This window comes from Pseudoalteromonas sp. G5_S1_14_S5, assembly GCF_054968605.1.
In genome coordinates, this window is record NZ_JBQKUM010000057.1 from 1 (window position 1) to 20,041 (window position 20,041).

The 20,041-nt window shown below is 44.5% G+C and carries 20 protein-coding genes; 2 read left to right on the forward strand and 18 right to left on the reverse strand.

What is annotated here, in order from left to right:
• Positions 1-92: 92 nt before the first annotated feature.
• From ACTRWI_RS16205 to aspS, 18 genes are all read right to left on the reverse strand, one after another.
• Positions 93-1,124 carry a potassium channel family protein gene (locus tag ACTRWI_RS16205; protein WP_499132800.1) on the reverse strand — a complete coding sequence of 344 codons (1,032 nt, stop codon included), beginning with the start codon at positions 1,122-1,124 and terminating at the stop codon, positions 93-95.
• A 175-nt stretch (positions 1,125-1,299) separates the two neighbouring features.
• Positions 1,300-2,361 (reverse strand): quinolinate synthase NadA, encoded by a 1,062-nt coding sequence (nadA, locus tag ACTRWI_RS16210; RefSeq protein WP_499132801.1) that lies wholly within the window; start codon positions 2,359-2,361, stop codon positions 1,300-1,302.
• A gap of 146 nt (positions 2,362-2,507) precedes the next feature.
• Positions 2,508-3,293: a tol-pal system protein YbgF gene (gene ybgF, locus ACTRWI_RS16215; protein ID WP_499132803.1), complete on the reverse strand. Its 786-nt coding sequence runs from the start codon at positions 3,291-3,293 to the stop codon at positions 2,508-2,510.
• 33 nt (positions 3,294-3,326) lie between these two features.
• A complete protein-coding gene (pal, locus tag ACTRWI_RS16220) occupies positions 3,327-3,869 on the reverse strand; it encodes a peptidoglycan-associated lipoprotein Pal (RefSeq protein WP_004736484.1) in 543 nt (180 codons plus the stop codon).
• 111 nt (positions 3,870-3,980) lie between these two features.
• The gene (gene tolB, locus ACTRWI_RS16225; protein WP_499132804.1) at positions 3,981-5,333 is read right to left on the reverse strand and encodes a Tol-Pal system beta propeller repeat protein TolB; all 1,353 of its coding nucleotides are present in this window, start codon (positions 5,331-5,333) and stop codon (positions 3,981-3,983) included.
• Positions 5,334-5,345: 12 nt separating this feature from the next.
• Positions 5,346-6,413: a cell envelope integrity protein TolA gene (gene tolA / locus ACTRWI_RS16230; RefSeq protein ID WP_499132806.1), complete on the reverse strand. Its 1,068-nt coding sequence runs from the start codon at positions 6,411-6,413 to the stop codon at positions 5,346-5,348.
• 13 nt (positions 6,414-6,426) lie between these two features.
• Positions 6,427-6,870 carry a protein TolR gene (gene tolR / locus ACTRWI_RS16235; RefSeq protein WP_004741086.1) on the reverse strand — a complete coding sequence of 148 codons (444 nt, stop codon included), beginning with the start codon at positions 6,868-6,870 and terminating at the stop codon, positions 6,427-6,429.
• A gap of 3 nt (positions 6,871-6,873) precedes the next feature.
• A complete protein-coding gene (tolQ, locus tag ACTRWI_RS16240) occupies positions 6,874-7,557 on the reverse strand; it encodes a protein TolQ (RefSeq protein WP_499132807.1) in 684 nt (227 codons plus the stop codon).
• On the reverse strand, positions 7,547-7,966 hold the full coding sequence (ybgC, locus tag ACTRWI_RS16245) for a tol-pal system-associated acyl-CoA thioesterase (protein WP_499132808.1): 420 nt from the start codon (positions 7,964-7,966) through the stop codon (positions 7,547-7,549). Before ybgC ends, tolQ begins: the two co-directional genes overlap by 11 nt.
• Before the next feature lie 193 nt (positions 7,967-8,159).
• On the reverse strand, positions 8,160-8,462 hold the full coding sequence (ybgE, locus tag ACTRWI_RS16250; RefSeq protein WP_499132810.1) for a cyd operon protein YbgE: 303 nt from the start codon (positions 8,460-8,462) through the stop codon (positions 8,160-8,162).
• Complete coding sequence (gene cydX / locus ACTRWI_RS16255) at positions 8,455-8,562, reverse strand: cytochrome bd-I oxidase subunit CydX (protein WP_000270284.1); 108 nt, start codon at positions 8,560-8,562, stop codon at positions 8,455-8,457. The genes ybgE and cydX overlap by 8 nt, the downstream gene beginning before the upstream one ends.
• 31 nt (positions 8,563-8,593) lie before the next feature.
• Positions 8,594-9,730, reverse strand: a complete 1,137-nt coding sequence (cydB, locus tag ACTRWI_RS16260; protein ID WP_499132813.1) for a cytochrome d ubiquinol oxidase subunit II — start codon at positions 9,728-9,730, stop codon at positions 8,594-8,596.
• Between the two features lie 14 nt (positions 9,731-9,744).
• The gene (gene cydA / locus ACTRWI_RS16265) at positions 9,745-11,331 is read right to left on the reverse strand and encodes a cytochrome ubiquinol oxidase subunit I (protein ID WP_499132815.1); all 1,587 of its coding nucleotides are present in this window, start codon (positions 11,329-11,331) and stop codon (positions 9,745-9,747) included.
• A 551-nt stretch (positions 11,332-11,882) separates the two neighbouring features.
• The gene (gene ruvB, locus ACTRWI_RS16270; protein WP_063523071.1) at positions 11,883-12,899 is read right to left on the reverse strand and encodes a Holliday junction branch migration DNA helicase RuvB; all 1,017 of its coding nucleotides are present in this window, start codon (positions 12,897-12,899) and stop codon (positions 11,883-11,885) included.
• A gap of 187 nt (positions 12,900-13,086) precedes the next feature.
• The gene (gene ruvA / locus ACTRWI_RS16275) at positions 13,087-13,698 is read right to left on the reverse strand and encodes a Holliday junction branch migration protein RuvA (RefSeq protein WP_063523072.1); all 612 of its coding nucleotides are present in this window, start codon (positions 13,696-13,698) and stop codon (positions 13,087-13,089) included.
• Between the two features lie 92 nt (positions 13,699-13,790).
• Entirely contained in the window at positions 13,791-15,251 is a 1,461-nt protein-coding gene (locus ACTRWI_RS16280; protein WP_499132817.1) for a methyl-accepting chemotaxis protein, read from the reverse strand.
• A 213-nt stretch (positions 15,252-15,464) separates the two neighbouring features.
• Positions 15,465-15,986, reverse strand: coding sequence for a crossover junction endodeoxyribonuclease RuvC (gene ruvC, locus ACTRWI_RS16285; protein WP_499132819.1), 522 nt, complete (start codon positions 15,984-15,986; stop codon positions 15,465-15,467).
• 147 nt (positions 15,987-16,133) lie between these two features.
• Positions 16,134-17,915 (reverse strand): aspartate--tRNA ligase, encoded by a 1,782-nt coding sequence (gene aspS, locus ACTRWI_RS16290; RefSeq protein ID WP_499132820.1) that lies wholly within the window; start codon positions 17,913-17,915, stop codon positions 16,134-16,136.
• 318 nt (positions 17,916-18,233) lie between these two features.
• Here aspS and ACTRWI_RS16295 point away from each other — a divergent pair, with 318 nt between their 5' ends.
• Positions 18,234-19,118 (forward strand): DUF72 domain-containing protein, encoded by an 885-nt coding sequence (locus ACTRWI_RS16295; protein ID WP_499132838.1) that lies wholly within the window; start codon positions 18,234-18,236, stop codon positions 19,116-19,118.
• Between the two features lie 139 nt (positions 19,119-19,257).
• Positions 19,258-19,986 carry a carboxy-S-adenosyl-L-methionine synthase CmoA gene (gene cmoA / locus ACTRWI_RS16300; RefSeq protein WP_499132822.1) on the forward strand — a complete coding sequence of 243 codons (729 nt, stop codon included), beginning with the start codon at positions 19,258-19,260 and terminating at the stop codon, positions 19,984-19,986.
• The last annotated feature ends 55 nt before the right edge of the window (positions 19,987-20,041 follow it).

The following is a 20,041-nucleotide window of genomic DNA, read 5'->3' on the forward strand; positions in this document are numbered from 1 at the left end:
ACTCATGATGAGGCCTTTTTAATGCGAAAATGCTTAGTCAGGGTAAACACTCTCAATACATAGAAGAGCGTTAACATAAAAATAGTCGCGACTTAAAAACCTTTCCAATCAAAGTCGTCGATACGCTCATCGGCGATATAGAACAACTTAGTACCGCTGATGACGACTTGACCCAATTCTGGGTTGAGTTCAATGCCGTTCCCGGAGTCTATCGCAATCAACGTCGCTTGATACTTCTCTTTGAACACAGAGAAAATCGGCGCCACAGTCACAGGTTCAGCATCTTGAGGATAGTAAGTCGAATACTGCGTCATACCTCTTGTCGAGCTAAGCAGCTCTTGGTGTAGCGCACTGGATCCTGGATCGACCGCAGCCTTTGCAAGCATCTCTGCGCCTACCGCAGGAATACACTCAGAGTTCGGACAATGTTTATGCAGCAGATCACTCAATGCTTCATCTTTAAAGTAAACCAACAGATGCGCTTGTGGGTTTTGGTTGGCACAGTAAAGTGCTGCAGATAAAGTAATATCATCTTCAGGGTTATCAATCAGAATACAACTGGCTGATTCAATACCCGTCTTTTCCATCTCTTTACCGTCAGTGTAGCTATTCACTTTCACGAAACTGATTTCACCAGGGAGTGGGTTTTCAATGTCTGAACGCGTACATAACACAATTGGACGCCTACCCGTCTCTTCATGCTGGAGCATACGAATAAGGTGAATGGTTCTTTGCTCATTCCACCCCAACATTAAAATATGATTTTCCACTCGTAGTCTCCTTTTTCCTAACAAGCCTGCTCGCCAATATTCAACACCTTCTGTGGCAAGCTTACCGAGTAACGCTGCGAACAGGCTCAGTCCCCCCGGTATCACAAATAGAATGACGATCCATCGACCCGCTACTGTCGTTGGTGATAGGTCGCCATACCCGACTGTCGAAGCGGTCACCACTAAGTAATACGCGAATGTCGTAAACGAGGTGGTTAAGTCCGTCTCACCCACCAAATACAAACTCAACCATGAAATAAACACATAGCCAAGAAAAGTAAATAGCAGGTTTTTGCCGTTCAAAACAAAGATGTTTGCTTTGATCCAACGTTTGAGTTGCAACCAGATTATCATTCGAGCCTCAAATCCTTCGATCTTACTTACATGCTAGAAAAAATACGCGATATCAACAAGATGAATCATCAGAAAAAGATACATACTCACAAGATTGATATTGGCAGGCTATCTGTAGGTACAAAAAAACCAGCACTATAGGCTGGCTTTTAATTTGGTCAGATAAGTAAGCCGCTTACGCGTTGCCTTTTACCTGCATGTTTAACTGCTCTGCGAAATCTAACATACGGTTCAATGGGATAAGCGATTTAACACGTAGCTCGTCAGAAACGAAGATTTCGTGTTGCTCACCGCCATTCTCAAGTGCGTCTTCAATTGCCTCAAGACCGTTCATAGCCATCCAAGGACAGTGTGCACAGCTACGACAAGTTGCACCAGCACCGGCCGTTGGCGCTTCAATCAGCTCTTTTTCAGGAACCAGTTGTTGCATCTTGAAGAAGATGCCTTTGTCTGTCGCGACAATCATCTGTGGATGCGGCAGCTCTTTCGCTTTCTTGATTAGTTGGCTAGTAGAACCGACAGCATCAGCCAACTCAACAACACTTGCTGGAGACTCTGGGTGCACAAGAATTGCAGCTTCAGGGTATACCGACTTCATCTTTCTCAATGCATCAGCAGAAAACTCATCGTGCACGATACACTCACCTTGCCAAAGCAACATGTCAGCGCCGGTTTGATTCGCGATGTAAGAACCTAAGTGACGGTCAGGGCCCCAAATAATTGGCTTGCCTTCAGCGTCTAGGCTTTCAACGATTTCCAAAGCAATACTCGACGTAACCACCCAGTCTGCACGAGCTTTAACAGCCGCAGAAGTGTTTGCGTATACAACCACTGTGTGGTCAGGGTGAGCATCACAAAATTCTGTGAATTTATCAGCAGGACAGCCAAGGTCTAATGAACATTCAGCTTCAAGCGTTGGCATTAAAATGCGTTTTTCAGGAGTAAGGATCTTCGCAGACTCACCCATGAAACGAACACCAGCGATAATCAAAGTGCTTGCTGAGTGACGGTTACCGAATTTAGCCATTTCTAATGAATCGCCAACGAAACCACCAGTTTCTTCTGCCAGAGCCTGAATTTCAGGATCTGTGTAGTAGTGTGCAATTAGAACTGCATCTTTTTCTTGAAGTAGTTTTTTGATGTTTGCGATGTGGGCCTGTTTCTGAGCGTCGCTCAGTGGAAATGGCTTAGGCGGAAACGGGTAAACTGTATCGATTTTATCTAGTATATGACTCATTGCTCTTGCTCTACGCAACTTCTTCCGAGAATCCGAGTATTCTACACAGGACAGGCATGAGGATCAAAAAGGATTGGTTGTAAGCAAGCACGATTGGGTATTGAAGCAGGTATAAAAAAGAGGCGCCGCAGCACCTCTATTTAGTTTTATAAGTGGGTTTGTGCCACTTTGGCCGAAGCACTGTTGGGGTACTCGGTAACGACTTGTTGGTAATATTTCTTAGCTTGCGCCGCATTGTTATTGCGCGCCGCTATGTCACCAAGCTTAACCAGTGCGTCCGCTCGCTTGTTTGAGTCTTTGTATGACACAACAGCGGCAAAGCTCTTCACAGCCTCTTTATCCTGCTTCTTAGCAAAGTAAAGCTGACCTAACCAGTAGTGAGAATTAGGTGTGAAGGTTGAATCTGGGAAGTCTTTTTGAAACTGTTGGAATGCAGCAATCGCACCCGTGTAGTCTCGTTGCTTGAGAATCATGTCTACAGCATTTTGATAAGCAGTCTGCTCATCAACATCAGTACTGAACGTACCAGAAGCTTCCTTAGAGCCTTCGCTCGCGGCTACTGCTACTGTTGCGGTACCTGCTGCTTTCACCTCACCTCTTACGCGATCAAGCTCGATAAAGAGTTCACGTTGGCGCTCTAGCATTTGTTTCATATCGTAACTGTTGCGTTCTAGCTCACCACGAAGCTCACTGATTTCCAGTGCCATATCGTCCATTTGCTGTTGCATTTGAAGCTGAACAAGATTGCGATTTTGAAGCAGGCGCTCTAAACGCTCAATATCTGATTCGTTAGATGCTGAGCGAGAGGAAGAAGAAGTTGAATTGGTTGCGGTGCTATTGAGATCGGATACTGGAGCTGGTGCAGCGAACGCAGTGTTCGCTGCACTTGCCAGTAACGAAAGCAAAATGACTCGCTTTGTGTTACAGAACATGAGGCAATTCCTCAATTAAATAGCTTACTAGGATTAGTAAACTAGTACTGCGCGACGGTTTTTAGCGTACACATCTTCAGATTGACCTAGAAGAAGTGGCTTCTCTTCACCGTAGCTGACGATAGAAATTTGGTCTGCTTGAACACCTAGAGCTTGTAGGTATTTCGCTACAGCTTGTGCACGACGCTCGCCAAGTGCGATGTTGTACTCAGGAGTACCGCGTTCGTCCGCGTGACCTTCGATAGTAACGTTCATGTCAACGTTATTGCTTAGGTAAGCTGCGTGAGCTGCTAGAATTTCTTCGTAGTCGCCAGCAATAGTAGAGTTATCGAATGCAAAGTAGATTGTTTGAGTTTCGCGTAGCGCTTGCTCTTTAAGCTCTTGCTCAGACAGTTGAGCGTTAGCATCAATTGGCGTTACAACAGTTGTGTCTACGTTGCCTTCTGAACCTGAAGTTGTTTGGTTGCTTTCAGTACCTGAAGTTGCAGATGTTGCTTCATCAGTTGAGCTACATGCCGTTACTGCCATCACTGGTAGTGCAATCATCAAGCCTTTAAGAACTTTGTTAAGTTGCATCTTTTTTTCCTTACGTTATCAAACTTAGTTTCTACAGCGACCAAGTGCTATAGATAGTTAATTGCCACAATAGTTAACACTATCAATAGCTAAAAGAATGTATCACTTTAACTAGAGGAACGGTGACCATGCAGGCGCTCTTACACGTCCGTTGGTTGCCGGTAATCTAGCTTTAAAACGGCCATCGATAGAAACCATCGATAGTACGTTCGTCTTGTTGTAAATAGAGCTATAGATAACCATACCTCCATTTGGTGCAATACTTGGAGACTCATCTAACAATGTTTTTGTTAGTACTTGAACCGCACCAGTTTCCAAATCCTGCTTAGCCAAGTTAAAGCCTGAGTTGCTGCGATTCACCATGATCAGGAATCGTCCATCAGGGGTAATCTGGCCACCTAAGTTTTGGCTACCTTGCCAAGTAATACGAGATGTCGAATTATTTGACAAATTTACATTATATATCTGTGGTTTACCACCACGATCAGACGTAAAGATTAGAGACTTACCGTCTGGATGCCAGAATGGTTCCGTATTATTCGAACGGCCGCGGGTAATTTGAGTCAGCTTACGGCTTGCTAGATCAAGTGTGTACACCTGAAGGCTGCCTGTTTTCGACAATACTAGCGCGAGCTTTTTACCATCAGGAGAGAATCTTGGCGCACCATTATGACGAGGGTATGACGTCACTTTCTCACGTTCACCATTGTAAATATTCATAATGAAGATTTCAGCTTGGCCATTCTGGAAACTCACGTAAGCTAGCTTTTTGCCGTCTGGTGACCATGCCGGCGACATTAGAGGCTGTTTAGAGCGAAGTACTAGGCGCTCATTAAAACCATCGTAGTCTGCTACACGAAGCTGGTACGGATATTTGTCTTTGTCGTTCACAACAACGTAAGAGATACGTGTTAGAAACGCGCCTTTTTGACCTGTTAGCTCTTCATATACCAAGTCAGAGATACGGTGTGCGTACTCTCTTAAGCGCTTACCAGGTACGGTTGCTTTCTTGTTGAACAACACGTGATCTTTTGAAAGTACCAATTGACCTTCATCGCTTAGCGCACGGCTTTGTCCTTTCGTCAGCTGACCACGAACAATATCGATCAACTGGTAATTCACCACGTACTGCCCTTCGGCATTTTTTGTGATGCTACCAGTTAATAGTGAATCAACACCTAAGTTAGTCCAAGCATCAAAGTTTACCTCTGTTTCGCTATACGGCGTTTGAGGCATTTTGCTTGTCGCAACTGGGCTGAATTTACCACTACGCTGTAAGTCAGAAGCGATAACCGCCGACACATCATGCGGTAGTGGCTCAGCACCTTCCCAGCGGAAAGGTACGATAGCGATTGGTCGTGCAGAGTTAATACCGTCTGTAATAACAAGCTCCAGGGCTGCATGCGCAAACTGGCTGCTTATCGCTATTACAAAAACAAAACTCAGTAATAGTTTCTTTAACACAAGTTCGTCCTTTTACTCTGGTGATACCGTTAAATTAATGTCTTTTAGTGATTTCACAATATCTGGGTCTTTAGGCAGTGGGTAAGATTGTACCTGTGCCACCGCGCGTTTGGTTGCTGCACATAGGCGGCTGTCTCCATCCAAAATACTCAAGCTTCCCAGAATCGCATTAGAACCCGTTGGAATGAGCTTAAGGTTCACTCGACATGAGCTTCCTCGGTAGCTGTCTTCTAACAATAAGTTCTGCTGAATAAGCTGAGTATATATCGCACCGTAACGCTGTACTTCATCACTAATAAATTGTTGTCTTGCCGAAGAGTTTTGAGTCGCTTCAGTTTCAAGCTCTGCAAAGATATCGTTCAGTGCAGCTTCTTGCTGTTTGCGCTCTTTCTCAGCTCTGGCTGCCGCCTCTTTTGCTTTACGTGCTTTTTCAGCTGCAGCGGCGGCTTCTTTCTCTTTTGCTATACGTTGCTTCTCAGCACGTTCAGCAGCTTCTTTTTCTTTACGAGCTTTTTCAGCGGCCTCTTGTGCCACTTTTTCTTTTGCCACCCGTTCTTGTTCCGCTTTTGCAATCGCCGCTTCTTTCGCTTTACGCTCTTTCTCTGCTTTAACTAGAGCCGCCTCTTTCAACTTGCGTTCTGCTTCTGCTTCATCAGCTTTCTTTTTCTCTTGCTCTAAACGTGACTGTTCAGCTTTGCGTTTTTTCTCGTTTTCGACACGTCGCTTTTCTGCTTCTCGAGCAGCTTTCGCATCCTTCGCTTGTTGCTCTTTAAGCTTACGGATGTTTTCTTCTTCAGCCTTACGATTCTTTTCTAGCCTTTCACTTTCGCGTCGAAGCTTGTCTAGGCGCTCTTGCTCTTTCTTACTGGCCGCTTCACGTTGTTGACGAATTTGTTGAGCTTGTTGACGAACCAATTGAGGGTCAATAACGACAGCCTGCACCATCTGCCCAGTAGGCTTAGGTTCAGACATAGTAAAATCAGCTCCCCATATGAGTGCAACGAATAAGACTACGTGCAGCCCAAGTGAAATTAGAAGCGGCTTTTTGAAACTGTTGGATTTTTTATTATTCGCTTTCATGAATGCTACGGAGCTATTCCCTTATATCCGTTAAAAGGCCAACCTTTGGCACACCTGCACGGCTTAATTCATCAAGTAATAAAACCACTTCAGCATAAGGAGTAGCAGCATCGCCACCCACCGCCACTGGAGAATTCGGTTTTAAAGACAGTTCAGCTTTTACTCGAACGATTATGTCTTCCAATGACAAGCCACGCTGCACCTCTTCGTCGTTGACGCTTAGGCCAAGCTCACCATCTTTGTTCACTTCAACGATAATAAAACTCGCATTGTCGTCGCCTAATAAATCTTGCGCTGACTTAGCAGTAGACGCCTGTGGCAGTTCAACATCCACACCTTGAGTTACAAACGGTGACGTCACCATAAAAATGATCAGCAGTACGAGCATAACGTCGATATAAGGTACAACATTAATCTCAGCCGTCATCTTGCGTTTTTTAGGTTGGTATCCAGCCATCTATTATTCCCTGCCAGCCATCGCTTGACGGTGAAGAATGCTGTGGAACTCTTCAGAGAAAGTCGCGTAGTTATGTTCTAGCTTACCAACACTGCTGCTAAAGCGGTTGTATGCCATTACAGCTGGAATTGCAGCAAATAGACCCATTGCTGTTGCGATCAGAGCCTCTGCAATACCTGGTGCTACCATTGCCAATGTCGCTTGCTTCACTTCACCTAACGCGATGAATGAGTGCATGATACCCCAAACGGTACCGAACAGGCCGATGTATGGACTGATTGAACCGACAGTCGCCAAAAAAGGTAAGTTAGTTTCTAGCTCGTCCACTTCGCGAGATACTGCTACGCGCATTGCACGGCCAGTGCCTTCCATAATAAAGTCGGGAGATGTCGCGTTAGATTTACGAAGGCGTACAAATTCAGTAAAACCTGCGTAGAAAATCTCTTCAGTTCCAGAAAGCTCATCTTTGCGCTTGTTGCTCTCTTGGTACAACTTAGCCAAATCAACACCAGACCAGAATTTATCTTCGAAGACTTCTGCTTGTTTAGAAGCTTGAGATAGCACTTTATTTCTTTTTATGACCATTGCCCAAGAAACGACAGACATGCCCATAAGAGTCAGCATGACCATTTTAACTAGTAAACTAGCTTCTAGAATGAGGCCTAAGATTGAGATTTCAGCAGTCACTATTCGTTAGCTCCGTAAGAATAAATGTTGGCATTGCCTTGGGTTTCATTTTTTGGGTATCGATACATGCTACCTTAACCACTGCTTTACACAATGCTTTGCCATCAGGATTTACGATCTCTTGACAGAAGACCAAGGTTGCTCGCTTTAATTCGTAAATATTTGTAACCACTTGTAAATGATCATCAAGGCGTGCACCTTGAATAAAATCGATGTCTATATGTCGGATTACAAAACCGATGTTTTGTTCGTATAGAACTTGCTGAGAAACACCAATTGAACGCAGCATCTCAGTTCGAGCACGCTCGAAGAACTTGAGATAGTTGGAGTGGTACACCACGCCACCTGCGTCGGTGTCTTCGTAATATACGGTTACTGGCCAAGTAAACGGCTTAGATAATCCCTGCAAATTGATACCACAAACCCAAAATCGATAAAGAAATCACTATAACCTAACTCCTTATCATTAATAGTATATAGCAGTGAATTTTTTGATTTAACAGACGAAAAAAAAGGCCATCTGTACAAGAGGGCCTCTTTTTGACTAAAAACCAAACAAGCACAAGGCTCACATTAAATGAGAACCTAAAAATAAACCTACTTTATAGAGGGCGTAGCACTGTTAGGTAGAGCAGAATAGTAAGTGAAACATATGGGCTAAACAATAATTGCCACACCCAAGCTCTCGGCTTAAACCCAACACCGTAAACCATGCTTGAGCACACAGCCCAAATAAACATAGGCCCGATGATCGCGTTAAAGCCACCGATGCTTGCTGCATACGCTTCAGGATCCCACATCACTAAGCCAATATGCATAAAACCCAATATTAGAGCCAAAACTCTAAAGAGAGTCTTGTCCATTGGTCGATGCAGCTTAGCGACTTGTTCTGCGAGATTACTCACTGTCTTTGTCCATCATTTCAGAATGCTCAAGCCATAGAGCATTGATGATGCCGAATGCACATGCTAGAAGTACACCCAAAATCCATGCGAAATACCACATAAAATTTCTCCTAAGTTATTTCACTTCTATCTTAGTAAGCTGAAACGTCGTTATTTTCGATGTGTTTCTTATCTAGGCGACCGAACATTTTGTAGTATGTCCAAGTTGTGTAGCCAAGAATCACAGGAACCATTACCGTTGCAACTGCAGTCATTAGACCAAGTGTCAGCTCACTCGCTGTTGAGTCCCACATAGTCAAACTATGGTCAGGGTTCAGGCTTGATGGCATTACGAATGGGAACATTGCAAAACCAGCCGTTAAGATCACACCTGCGTTAGATAGGCTCGAGAATAAGAAAGCGAAACCACCGCGCTCAAGACGAGATGCAATTACAGCGAATAGTGGCATAACCACACCTAGAATCGGTGCCGCCCACATTGCTGGGTACGTCTCAAAGTTTGTCATCCACGCGCCAACTTGAAGTGATACTTCTTTGTTTAGCGGGTTAGAGTCTGCGAAGGTATCAATCGTACTTGTAATTACATAGCCTTCGATAGATTGAACCCAGAAGCCACCAATAACAAATAGAACAATTGAGATTAGGCCTGTGAGCTGAGCAACGTTACGAGCACGAGCGTGCAGCGCCTCAGTTGTCTTCATTTGTAACCATGTTGCACCTTGCGTTACGAACAACATCAGAGCTAATACACCACATAGCAATGCAAACGGATTTAGCAGAGCGAAGAATGTACCGTGATACTGAGACATCATTAGGTTATTCAGGTCAAATGGAACACCTTGTAGAAGGTTACCAAATGCTACACCGAAGATGATTGGCGGAACTGAACCACTGAAGCAAAGTGCGTAGTCCCACGCTTCACGCCATTTCAGATTTTCAATCTTTGAACGGTAATCTAGGGCAAGTGGACGTAGCCAAAGTGCAGCGAGAGTCACGTACATAGCAAAGTAGAAGCCAGAGAAAGACGTTGCGTAAACCATTGGCCAGGCTGCGAAAAGTGCACCACCAGCTGTAATCAACCAAACTTGGTTACCATCCCAGTGAGGGGCAATCGTGTTCAGCATAATACGACGTTCAGTGTCACTCTTACCGATTACTGGTGAAAGTGCTGCAACCCCCATATCGAAGCCATCGGTTACTGCAAAACCTACTAATAGAACACCGATTAGGATCCACCAAATAAGTCGTAAGCTTTCGTAATCAAACATTAATATCCCCTCACTTATACTTCAACTGAACGGCTAACTTTGTCTTCAACAGAGTTATCACTTTGTTCGAAGTGGTAACGGCCTGTCTTCAAGCTACTTGGGCCTTTACGTGCGAATTTCAGCATTAGATAAACTTCAGCAATCAAGAACACTGTGTACAGTGCCAATATAGCGAAAAGAGAAGTCCAAAGCTGTTCAATAGTTAGTGCTGATGCAGCAACGTTAACCGGTAGTATTTCACCAACCGCCCATGGTTGACGACCAAATTCAGCAACAAACCAACCTGCTTCAATCGCAATCCATGGTAGTGGGATGCTGAATAAAGCAGCTTTGAGAATCCAAGGTTTTTGTTCGATTTTCTGGCGGCATGTTTGGATAAATGAGGCACCGAAAACGAACAACATAATAAACCCGCAACCAACCATAATACGGAACGCACTAAACAGTGGCCACACTGTTGGGATCGAATCGTCCGCTGCCATTTGGATTTGGTCTTCCGTTGCGTCAACAACATTGTCTGTGTAACGTTTTAGAAGTAGTCCGTAACCTAAGTCACCTTTGACTTCGTCAAACGCACTCATATTTGCTTCAGACTTATCACCTGCGCGAAGCTTTTCAAGTAGCTCGTATGCATAAATACCCGTACGTATACGATCAACATGCTGTTCACGTAGGTCGTGTAGACCTGTTACTTCCTCATCAAACGAACGTGTTGCAATAATACCCATTACGTAAGGGATCTTGATTGCGTAATCGGTATTCATGGTTTCTTGGTTTGGTACACCGAATAAAGTAAATGCAGCTGGTGCTGGCTCTGTGTGCCATTCGGCCTCAACCGCAGCGAGTTTCACTTTTTGAACTTCACCTAACTCGTAACCAGATTCGTCACCCAAAATAATCGTTGATAAAATAGCAGCCATACCGAAAGATGCTGCAATAGCGAATGAACGACGGGCAAACGCTACATCTCGGCCTTTAAGTAGGTAATATGAACTAATCCCCAGTATAAACATTGCACCACACGTGTAGCCAGAAGCTACTGTGTGTACAAACTTAACTTGTGCAACTGGGTTAAACACGACCTCTGCAAAACTTACCATTTCCATACGCATGGTTTCGAAGTTGAATTCTGCGCCTACTGGGTTTTGCATCCAGCCATTCGCTATAAGAATCCAAAGTGCAGAGAAGTTAGAACCAAGTGCCACTAGCCACGTTACCGCTAAATGCTGACGCTTTGACAGTCTATCCCAACCGAAGAAGAAAAGACCAACAAAAGTAGACTCTAGGAAGAATGCAACAAGCGCTTCGATAGCCAGCGGAGCACCAAAGATGTCGCCAACATAATGAGAATAGTAAGACCAATTAGTACCAAACTGGAACTCCATGGTTAAGCCTGTCGCTACACCAAGAGCAAAGTTAATACCAAACAATTTACCCCAGAACTTGGTCATGTCCTTATAAATTTGCTTGCCAGTCATTACATAAACAGACTCCATAATGGCAAGTAAAAATGCCATACCTAAAGTCAATGGAACAAATAGGAAGTGATACATCGCTGTAAATGCAAATTGCAAACGCGACAGATCAACAACATCAATCATGGTAACTCCTTTGTGTCGGCTGGATGACACTTGTGTGATTATTCACCTCAAAAGTCCATGTTAAAACAATCTGCAATATTGTTATTACAACATGAAATTTGTAGCAAAAACGTACCGTTATAGTTAGATTATTGTTAAGTTGTAGCTAATATAGCTGACGCTAATATTACTGGTAAAATCAGTATCTTTCAAAAGGTTTATGGAAGAACCCTGCGCTGATTTGTATCAAATTTATTCGTGCAAATTAGGGGGCTTTTTGAACAATCATGATTAAAGTCACACCAATTTGGCTTGTCTTAATAACACTGCATGATAGCTGTGACAAAACCTCAGCACACAATCAACATTGGAGTCACAACCCCCATAAAGTAGTAACAAAAGATATGGCAACTTATTTCAATCTTTGTTAGTTAAATCAAAGGTGAAATCAAAGTTTTCATTTTTGACGCGACATGTTCGAACTTTATAGCGACGAGCACAATAGAGTTGTTATTCAGTAAAGCGAAAAAATCCCAGCGCTTATGCAACTGGGATCTTTAGAAATGAATATTTTAGCGATTGGACGGTCTATCTATTGCAAAGTGTAAATAGGCTCGGTCAGTCGCAATTCGGCCTCGTGGTGTTCTTTGTAGATAACCTTGCTGAATCAGATACGGCTCTAATACATCTTCAATGGTATCTTTTTCTTCACCAATGGCTGCCGCCATGTTGTCGATACCAACAGGACCACCACCAAACTTCTCCATGATTGCCAGTAGAAGTTTTCTGTCCATATAGTCGAAACCTTTAGCATCGACATCGAGCATGTTCAGTGCGCTATCTGCAACCTCAGGGCAAATATGACCGTTCCCTTTCACTTCTGCATAATCACGTACACGGCGCAATAAACGGTTTGCAATACGTGGTGTGCCGCGAGCACGACGAGCAACTTCTAATGCACCTTCCGGTTCCATTGATAAGCCAAGGCAATCGGCACTGCGCTGAACGATGTTTTGTAAGTCTTCGACTTTGTAATACTCAAGACGCTGAGTGATACCAAAACGGTCACGAAGTGGAGAGGTCAGTGAGCCAGCGCGAGTGGTTGCGCCAATCAAAGTGAAAGGCGGCAGGTCAATTTTGATTGAGCGTGCCGCGGGGCCTTCACCGATCATAATGTCCAATTGATAGTCTTCCATAGCGGGATACAACACCTCTTCAACCACAGGGCTTAATCGGTGGATTTCATCAATAAATAGCACATCATTTTCTTCAAGGTTAGTTAGCAGCGCCGCCAAGTCACCGGCTTTCTCTAATACAGGGCCAGAAGTGGTGCGAATATTCACATCCATCTCATTTGCAACGATATTCGCTAACGTTGTTTTACCAAGACCGGGAGGACCGAATATCAACAGATGGTCAAGCGCTTCATTACGCAACTGTGCCGCTTTGATGAAAATCTCCATCTGATCACGAACGTGGTCCTGACCTTGATAGTCGGCGAGCGCCTTTGGTCGTATTGCACGATCGATAACATCTTCATCTTTAAAAACCGGGTTGTCAGGAGCAATGAGGCGATCTGCTTCAATCATAGAGAGTTCCAATTTGAGAGTGTTAACTCTGTTTTCTTTCAATTCTTGTTAAAAGTATCACCTACGTTAGGTAAACACTCGTTTTACCTAACGTCGAAGCATAAGAGCCGACACGCTAGATACAAGTATCTTTTATCAGCCATACCTTAACCTTTCGATTGAACTATGGCTGTATTATCAACTTCGATTAGACCATCGACTTCAAGGCTTCGCGAATCAACTGTTCACTTGTCATGCCGTCTTTCGCGATTTGAGAAACCACCTTAGAAGCTTGAGTTGGTTTGTAGCCTAGTGCAAGCAGCGCACTTACTGCTTCTTCTTCAGCATCATGAACCGTTGGCATAGAGTCAATCGGTGCAGCGTCAGTCGCAGGGGTAAACAGGTCACCTGCCCCCCACCCTTTAAGGCGGTCTTTCATTTCAACAACAAGACGTTCCGCCGTTTTCTTACCAACGCCCGGAAGTTTCACTAACGTTGAAATGTCTTCGCGTTCAACACTCTGAACAAACTGGCTCGCTGTCATACCTGAAAGGATACCAAGGCCAAGTTTAGGGCCAACACCGTTCGCTTTGATCACTTCGCGGAACAACGCACGCTCTTTAACTGTGTTGAAGCCATAAAGGAGCTGCGCATCTTCACGTACTACAAAATGCGTATAGATAATTGCTTCTTCGCCTACGTTCGGTAGTTCATAAAAACAGCTCATTGGCATTTGTACTTCGTAACCAACACCACTGACTTCAATCAATAATTCTGGTGGCTGTTTTTCTATTAATGTACCGCGTAGACGTCCGATCACAATTCACTCTCTTGATGGAATTTAATTAGAGGGACAGAATATAAAAGAACTGGATGCTTATCCAGTTCTTTGTGGTTTTTCGAGGGATTTATTTACGCCTGTTTAGCTTGGGAGACCACGTAATTTAGGCTTTCAACCAATTCCTTAACTGAAGAGACATGCCCGGTCAGTTCAGAACCATAATTAGCGACTAAACCCGACACAGATTTGGTTTCAGCAACGCTCTGCGCCACTTCAGAGCTGGCAAGATCGAGCTCTTTTAAGGATTCCATCTGCATCGCCATAATATCAGTTAACTGGTTCACATCAGTAGAGATAGTCTGAACCTCTGAAATAATGCCGTTCATTTCATTGGCCGTAGTTTCGATGATCGCTCTGCCGTGCTCCACTTCCACTTTACTGCGATCCAACAAGCTTCGGATCTCGATGGCTGAATGACTACTTTTTGCTGACAGCTCCCTTACCTGGTCAGCTACCACAGCAAAGCCTCTCCCCTGCTCACCTGCGCGAGCCGCTTCTATTGCGGCATTTAGCGCGAGTAAATTGGTTTGCTCTGCTACCGAAGTAATTAAGTCAGCGACCTTCATGATCTCTTGGTTACTTTGTATAATTTGACTGATGGCTCCGGTCGAGGCCTCAAGAGATTCAGAGCTCTTTTGTGCTTTGGTGCCAACGGCTTCACTGCGCTCTTTGAGTTCACCGACAAACGAATTCGACTCTGCGATACCTTGTGTCATCTGATGCAGTTGCTGGCTCATCTCCTCGGCTGCACTCGCCTGAGATTCACAATTGATGTTCAACACTTCGACTTGCGCATGTAAATCTTGTGACTGTTGTTCTAGATGTACAGAGACACCCTGTAAGCTTTCTGAATTCGAGTTGGCTTGGTCGAGCACAACTGACAAGCGTCCTTCACTTTGTGTCGCTTTGTTAGCGACCTGCTGACTCTCTGAAATCGCTTGTTCTGCCATCTCGATAGCGACTTCTTTTTGTTTGGCTGTAAACGCTTGTGCAATACAAATCACCACCAGCGGCATAATAACCCCCGACCATGTTTCAACAACCACCGCTTCCGGAGTAAGCACTAACTGCGGAAATATGAATCCGTTTAGATGAGCGGACGTCATCACCAAAGAGACACCAATCACCAACCCACTCCACACCAAAGCGACAATGCGCGTTCCTGATAAAAAGAAAGCAACCACTAACAAAGGTACCCAATAGGCCTGTGTCGAATCCACCACACCGCCACTTTGATAAATGATATTCAGTGCGTGCACCGCCATACCGACAAAGCCAAAGTTAAGTGCCAAACTTGGTTTCCCAGTAACACGAAGTAACGTGGCTGAGAACAGTTCAAAGACGATAAGGAACACAGAAGTAGCAACCAGCAGCTGCTCTCCGTGTTTTGTCCATTTGATTAAGCTGTAGATACCGACAAAGAAAGCGATGAAAGTGAAAAGTATTAAGATGTCGGCTTGTCTGGTTTGATTGTTGTTCCATTCGCGAGTTTTGGGCAGAAATAGCACGCGCCACAACTTGATAGGGTTCATCAGTGATCATCCTTGATTAACTTATAAGACCTCCGACCAATGTTAATATCATGTTAAATAGGACGCAATATTATGATCTAGGTTCTGTTCGAAAGATCTCATTTCCTCAGGGGTTTAGCGGCTTATTGCTTTGATATGAGCCTAACCAAACGCGAGGCTCATCAGTGTAACTAGGCGAGGCGATATATGCTGGAAGCTAACTGGAGGAGAAAGTTAACGATAGCGCCCTTTTCTTGCGCCTGTGGCTTTACCTGCCAGTGCAATCAAGGTTTTGTTGGTGTTGGCGTGAGTGATCGCTACACCTAACGCATCGGCAGCATCGGCTTGTGGTCTCGCAGGTAACTTAAGCATACTCATTACCATGTTCTGAACCACAGACTTATCAGCACCACCATTACCTGTCACCGCCTGTTTAATCAAACGAGCGGCGTATTCATGAACCGGCAAATCTGCATTTACAGCGGCCACAATTGCGCTACCACGAGCCTGACCTAACTTAAGTGCCGAATCCGCATTCTTTGCCATGAATACTTGCTCAATAGCAAACACATCCGGCTGAAACTGAGTAATGATTTCACTTACCCCGGCGTAGATCTGCTTGAGTCGGCCAGGAAGCTCTTTTTCCGAGGTGCGGATACACCCACTGCCTAAGTAATGCAGATGGCGACCATTTTGACGAATCACACCGTAGCCGGTAATGCGAGAGCCGGGGTCAATCCCCAAGATAATAGACATAACTTCTAGTACTGATTATTTATACATGCTTTATCAGCTTAGTATATCGAACGATAAAAAAAATGTCCGTTAAATTAACGGGCATTTTTATTTACATAAGCAAAAGTCACTCCAATAAAGAGTCACTTAAAAGATAGAGTTCTTAGCTTATTCAGCCGACTCTTCTTTTTGTGCTGCTTTAACTGTGATTGCTAGCTCTTCCAGAGATGCTGGGTTTGCTAGGCTTGGCGCGTCTGTTAGTAGACATGCTGCAGCTGTTGTTTTCGGGAATGCGATAACGTCACGAATGTTCTCAGTACCACAAAGTAGCATTGCTAGACGGTCAAGACCGAATGCTAGACCAGCGTGTGGTGGAGTACCGTATTGAAGAGCATCTAGTAGGAAGCCAAACTTCTCTTGTTGCTCTTTCTCTTCGATACCTAGGATACCGAATACAGCCGTTTGCATCTCTGCGTTGTGAATACGTACAGAACCACCGCCAACTTCGTAGCCGTTGATTACCATGTCGTATGCGTCAGAGTTTGCTGCTGCTGGGTTTGCTTTTAGCTCTTCCGCAGTCACACCTAGTGGAGATGTAAATGGGTGGTGCATTGCGTGTAAGTTACCTTCGCCGTCTTCTTCAAACATTGGGAAGTCGACAACCCACAATGGAGCCCATGCAGATGTATCTGTTAGCTCTAGGTCTATACCTAGTTTAAGACGAAGTGCGCCCATTGCTTCAGCAACGATGCCTGCTTTGTCTGCGCCGAACAGAATGATATCGCCAGATTCAGCTTCAGTGCGATCTAGAATACCTTTGATTACGTCTTCGCTTAGGAATTTAGCAACTGGAGATTGGATACCTTCCATGCCAGCGGCACGGTCGTTAACCTTCATCCAAGCTAGACCTTTCGCGCCGTAGATGTTTACGTACTCTGCGTAACCGTCGATTTGCTTACGAGTTAGCTTAGCACCACCTGGAACACGGATAACCGCTACACGACCTTTTTCGTCGTTAGCTGGGCCAGAGAATACTTTGAACTCAACGTCTTTAACTAGGTCAGCAACGTCAACAAGCTCTAGTGGGTTACGTAGATCTGGCTTATCAGAACCGAAACGACGAATCGCTTCAGAGAAAGGCATTACTGGGAATTGACCTAACTCTACATCTAGAAGCTCTTTCCACATATCGTGAACTAACTTTTCAGTGATGTTACGTACTTCTTGAGAAGACATGAACGATGTTTCGATATCGATCTGAGTAAATTCAGGCTGACGGTCAGCACGTAAATCTTCATCACGGAAACATTTAACGATTTGGTAGTAACGGTCAAAACCAGACATCATCAGCAGTTGCTTGAACAGCTGAGGAGATTGAGGAAGCGCGTAGAAGCTGCCTTTATGAACACGGCTTGGTACTAGGTAGTCACGAGCGCCTTCTGGAGTCGCTTTCGTTAGTACTGGTGTTTCGATATCTAGGAACAGGTTCTCGTCTAGGAAGCGACGAACGAAGCTAGATGCACGAGCACGAAGCTTGATGCGATCACTCATTTCTGGACGACGAAGATCGATGTAACGGTACTTAAGACGCTGTTCTTCAGAGTTCGTTTGGTTGAAGTCTAGTGGAAGCGCTTCTGAACGGTTGATGATCTCGAGACCAGTAGCGTAAAGTTCTACTTCACCAGTAGCCATGTCTTTATTTACTTGGCTGTCAGGACGAACGCGTACTTCACCAGTCAATTTGATACAGAACTCATTACGCAGTTGGTTAGCGATCGGGAAGATATCTTTCATATCTGGATCGACAACAACCTGAACGATGCCTTCACGATCACGCATATCAATAAAGATAAGACCGCCTAAATCACGGCGACGGTTTACCCAGCCGCACAATTCCACAGTTTGTCCCGCCAGGGACTTGTTCAGGTTACCACAGTAATGGGTACGCATAATGAATTTCCCAATCTCTTAATAATTTACTAATTTCCAAGTTGTAGGTGTTAAAATAGCTCTACAGAGCTTTTTACCTAACAAAGCAAGGAATCATTTATACGCGGAAACTCGGTTAAAATCGACCTTCCACACTCGAATTTATTGTGTTTTATCTGGCTTTGCTGCTTTTTAGCTCATCAAGCGCGCAAAGATTCACCAAAACCAAAAAAATTGCGATAATTATATCTCGAAAATACCTTAATCAGCAAAAGTCTCGTACAGTAGATTTTCATTTCGATTAAAAGCAGTAATGTGATGACTAATGATGCAAAAACGATGGACACTTTACCTCTAAGACTTGGATTAACCATGTGGTCTCATTCTGAGTGGCAAAGTCAGTTCTACGGTAAAGGCACCAAACCCGCAGAGCGCCTTGAAAAGTACACTCAAGTTTTCCATACCGTAGAGGGCAATACGACCTTTTACGCAACGCCGAATATGACTACCGTGCATAACTGGAAAGCGGCAAGCCACGATGACTTCAGGTTCACCTTTAAACTGCCCAAGTTTATCACCCACCAGCAACAACTTAGACACTGCCAAGCCGAGCTCAAAGAGTTCTTAATAACGATGTCACCCCTACATGATCGCATAGGTCAGTGGACCATACAGCTACCACACAGTTTTGAACCGAGTATGCTTCCCACTCTGCAAAAATTTTGCACCTTGTTTCCAAAGCAGATGCAGCTCGGCGTTGAAGTTCGCCACTTGGGTTTCTTTGATAAAGGCGATGCTGAAAAACGCTTTAACCAATGGCTTGTCGAAGAAGGTATTAACCGCATCATTATGGATAGCCGCCCTGTCTTTTCTGCGCTGCCAACCACAGAAGCGGTAATCGATGCGCACCAGAAAAAGCCACGCGTGCCCGTTCATGCCATTGCGACGGCCAACAATCCAATGATTCGATTTATTGGTCACCCTGACCAAGCGCCAAATATCGAATTTTTCAAGCCTTGGTTTAACAAAATTCCACAGTGGCTAAGTGAAGGCAAACAACCGTACTTAATGATCCACACCCCAGACAACAATCATGCACCAGAACTCGCAATCGCCATCTATGAGTTATTACAAAAGCAAGTATCTGAAAATACGTCACTACTACTACCTGACCTGGAACAATTTCCAGCTCAGAAAGGTTATCATCAAATCTCGATGTTTTGAGGTTTCTTGTACATACAATAGTAATCCTTGGCAGTAATCTGAGTTTTCGTGACAGCAGTCCTATTTTTTCGTAAAATACGCCCCCTTTTATTTGGTAAGAGTTTTATACCAATAACGCTGACTGTCGAGAGAGAATGCCATGAGCAACAAAGACAACATCTTTTCCGCTCCTATTGATAAAATTGGAGACTTCACCTTTGATGCAAGGGTCGCAGAAGTATTCCCGGATATGATTCAACGCTCAGTTCCTGGCTACAGCAATATCATCTCAGCTATCGGTATGTTAGCGGAGCGTTTCGTAAAACCGCATTCAAACGTTTATGACCTGGGTTGTTCTCTTGGCGCTGCAACACTTTCCATGCGTCGTCACATCCAGCAAGAAGGCTGCACAATTTTCGCTATCGATAACTCGGAAGCGATGGTTGAGCGCTGCAAATTACACGTTAACGCTTACCGCAGTGACACGCCTGTAGAAGTCATCGAAGCCGATATCCGCGAAGTCGAAATCAAAGATGCTTCGGTCGTGGTGCTTAACTTCACGCTGCAGTTCCTATCGCCAGGCGACCGCTATGCTCTACTTGAGAAAATTCATGCCGGCCTGCGACCAGGCGGAATTCTAATCTTATCTGAGAAATATGTATTCGAAGATGACAGCTCGAACGAACTGCTTATCGATCTGCACCATGATTTCAAACGTGCTAACGGATATAGCGAACTTGAAGTAAGCCAAAAACGCAGCGCGATTGAAAACGTGATGCGCCCAGACTCTATCCCTGTGCACAAAGAGCGCTTTGATAAGATTGGCTTCTCAAGCAGCGAAGTATGGTTCCAATGCTTTAACTTTGGATCAATGTTCGCGATTAAGTAGCTCACAAACCCAGTTAGCTCGTACTAGAACGTCATCCTCACAGTAGTGAATGACA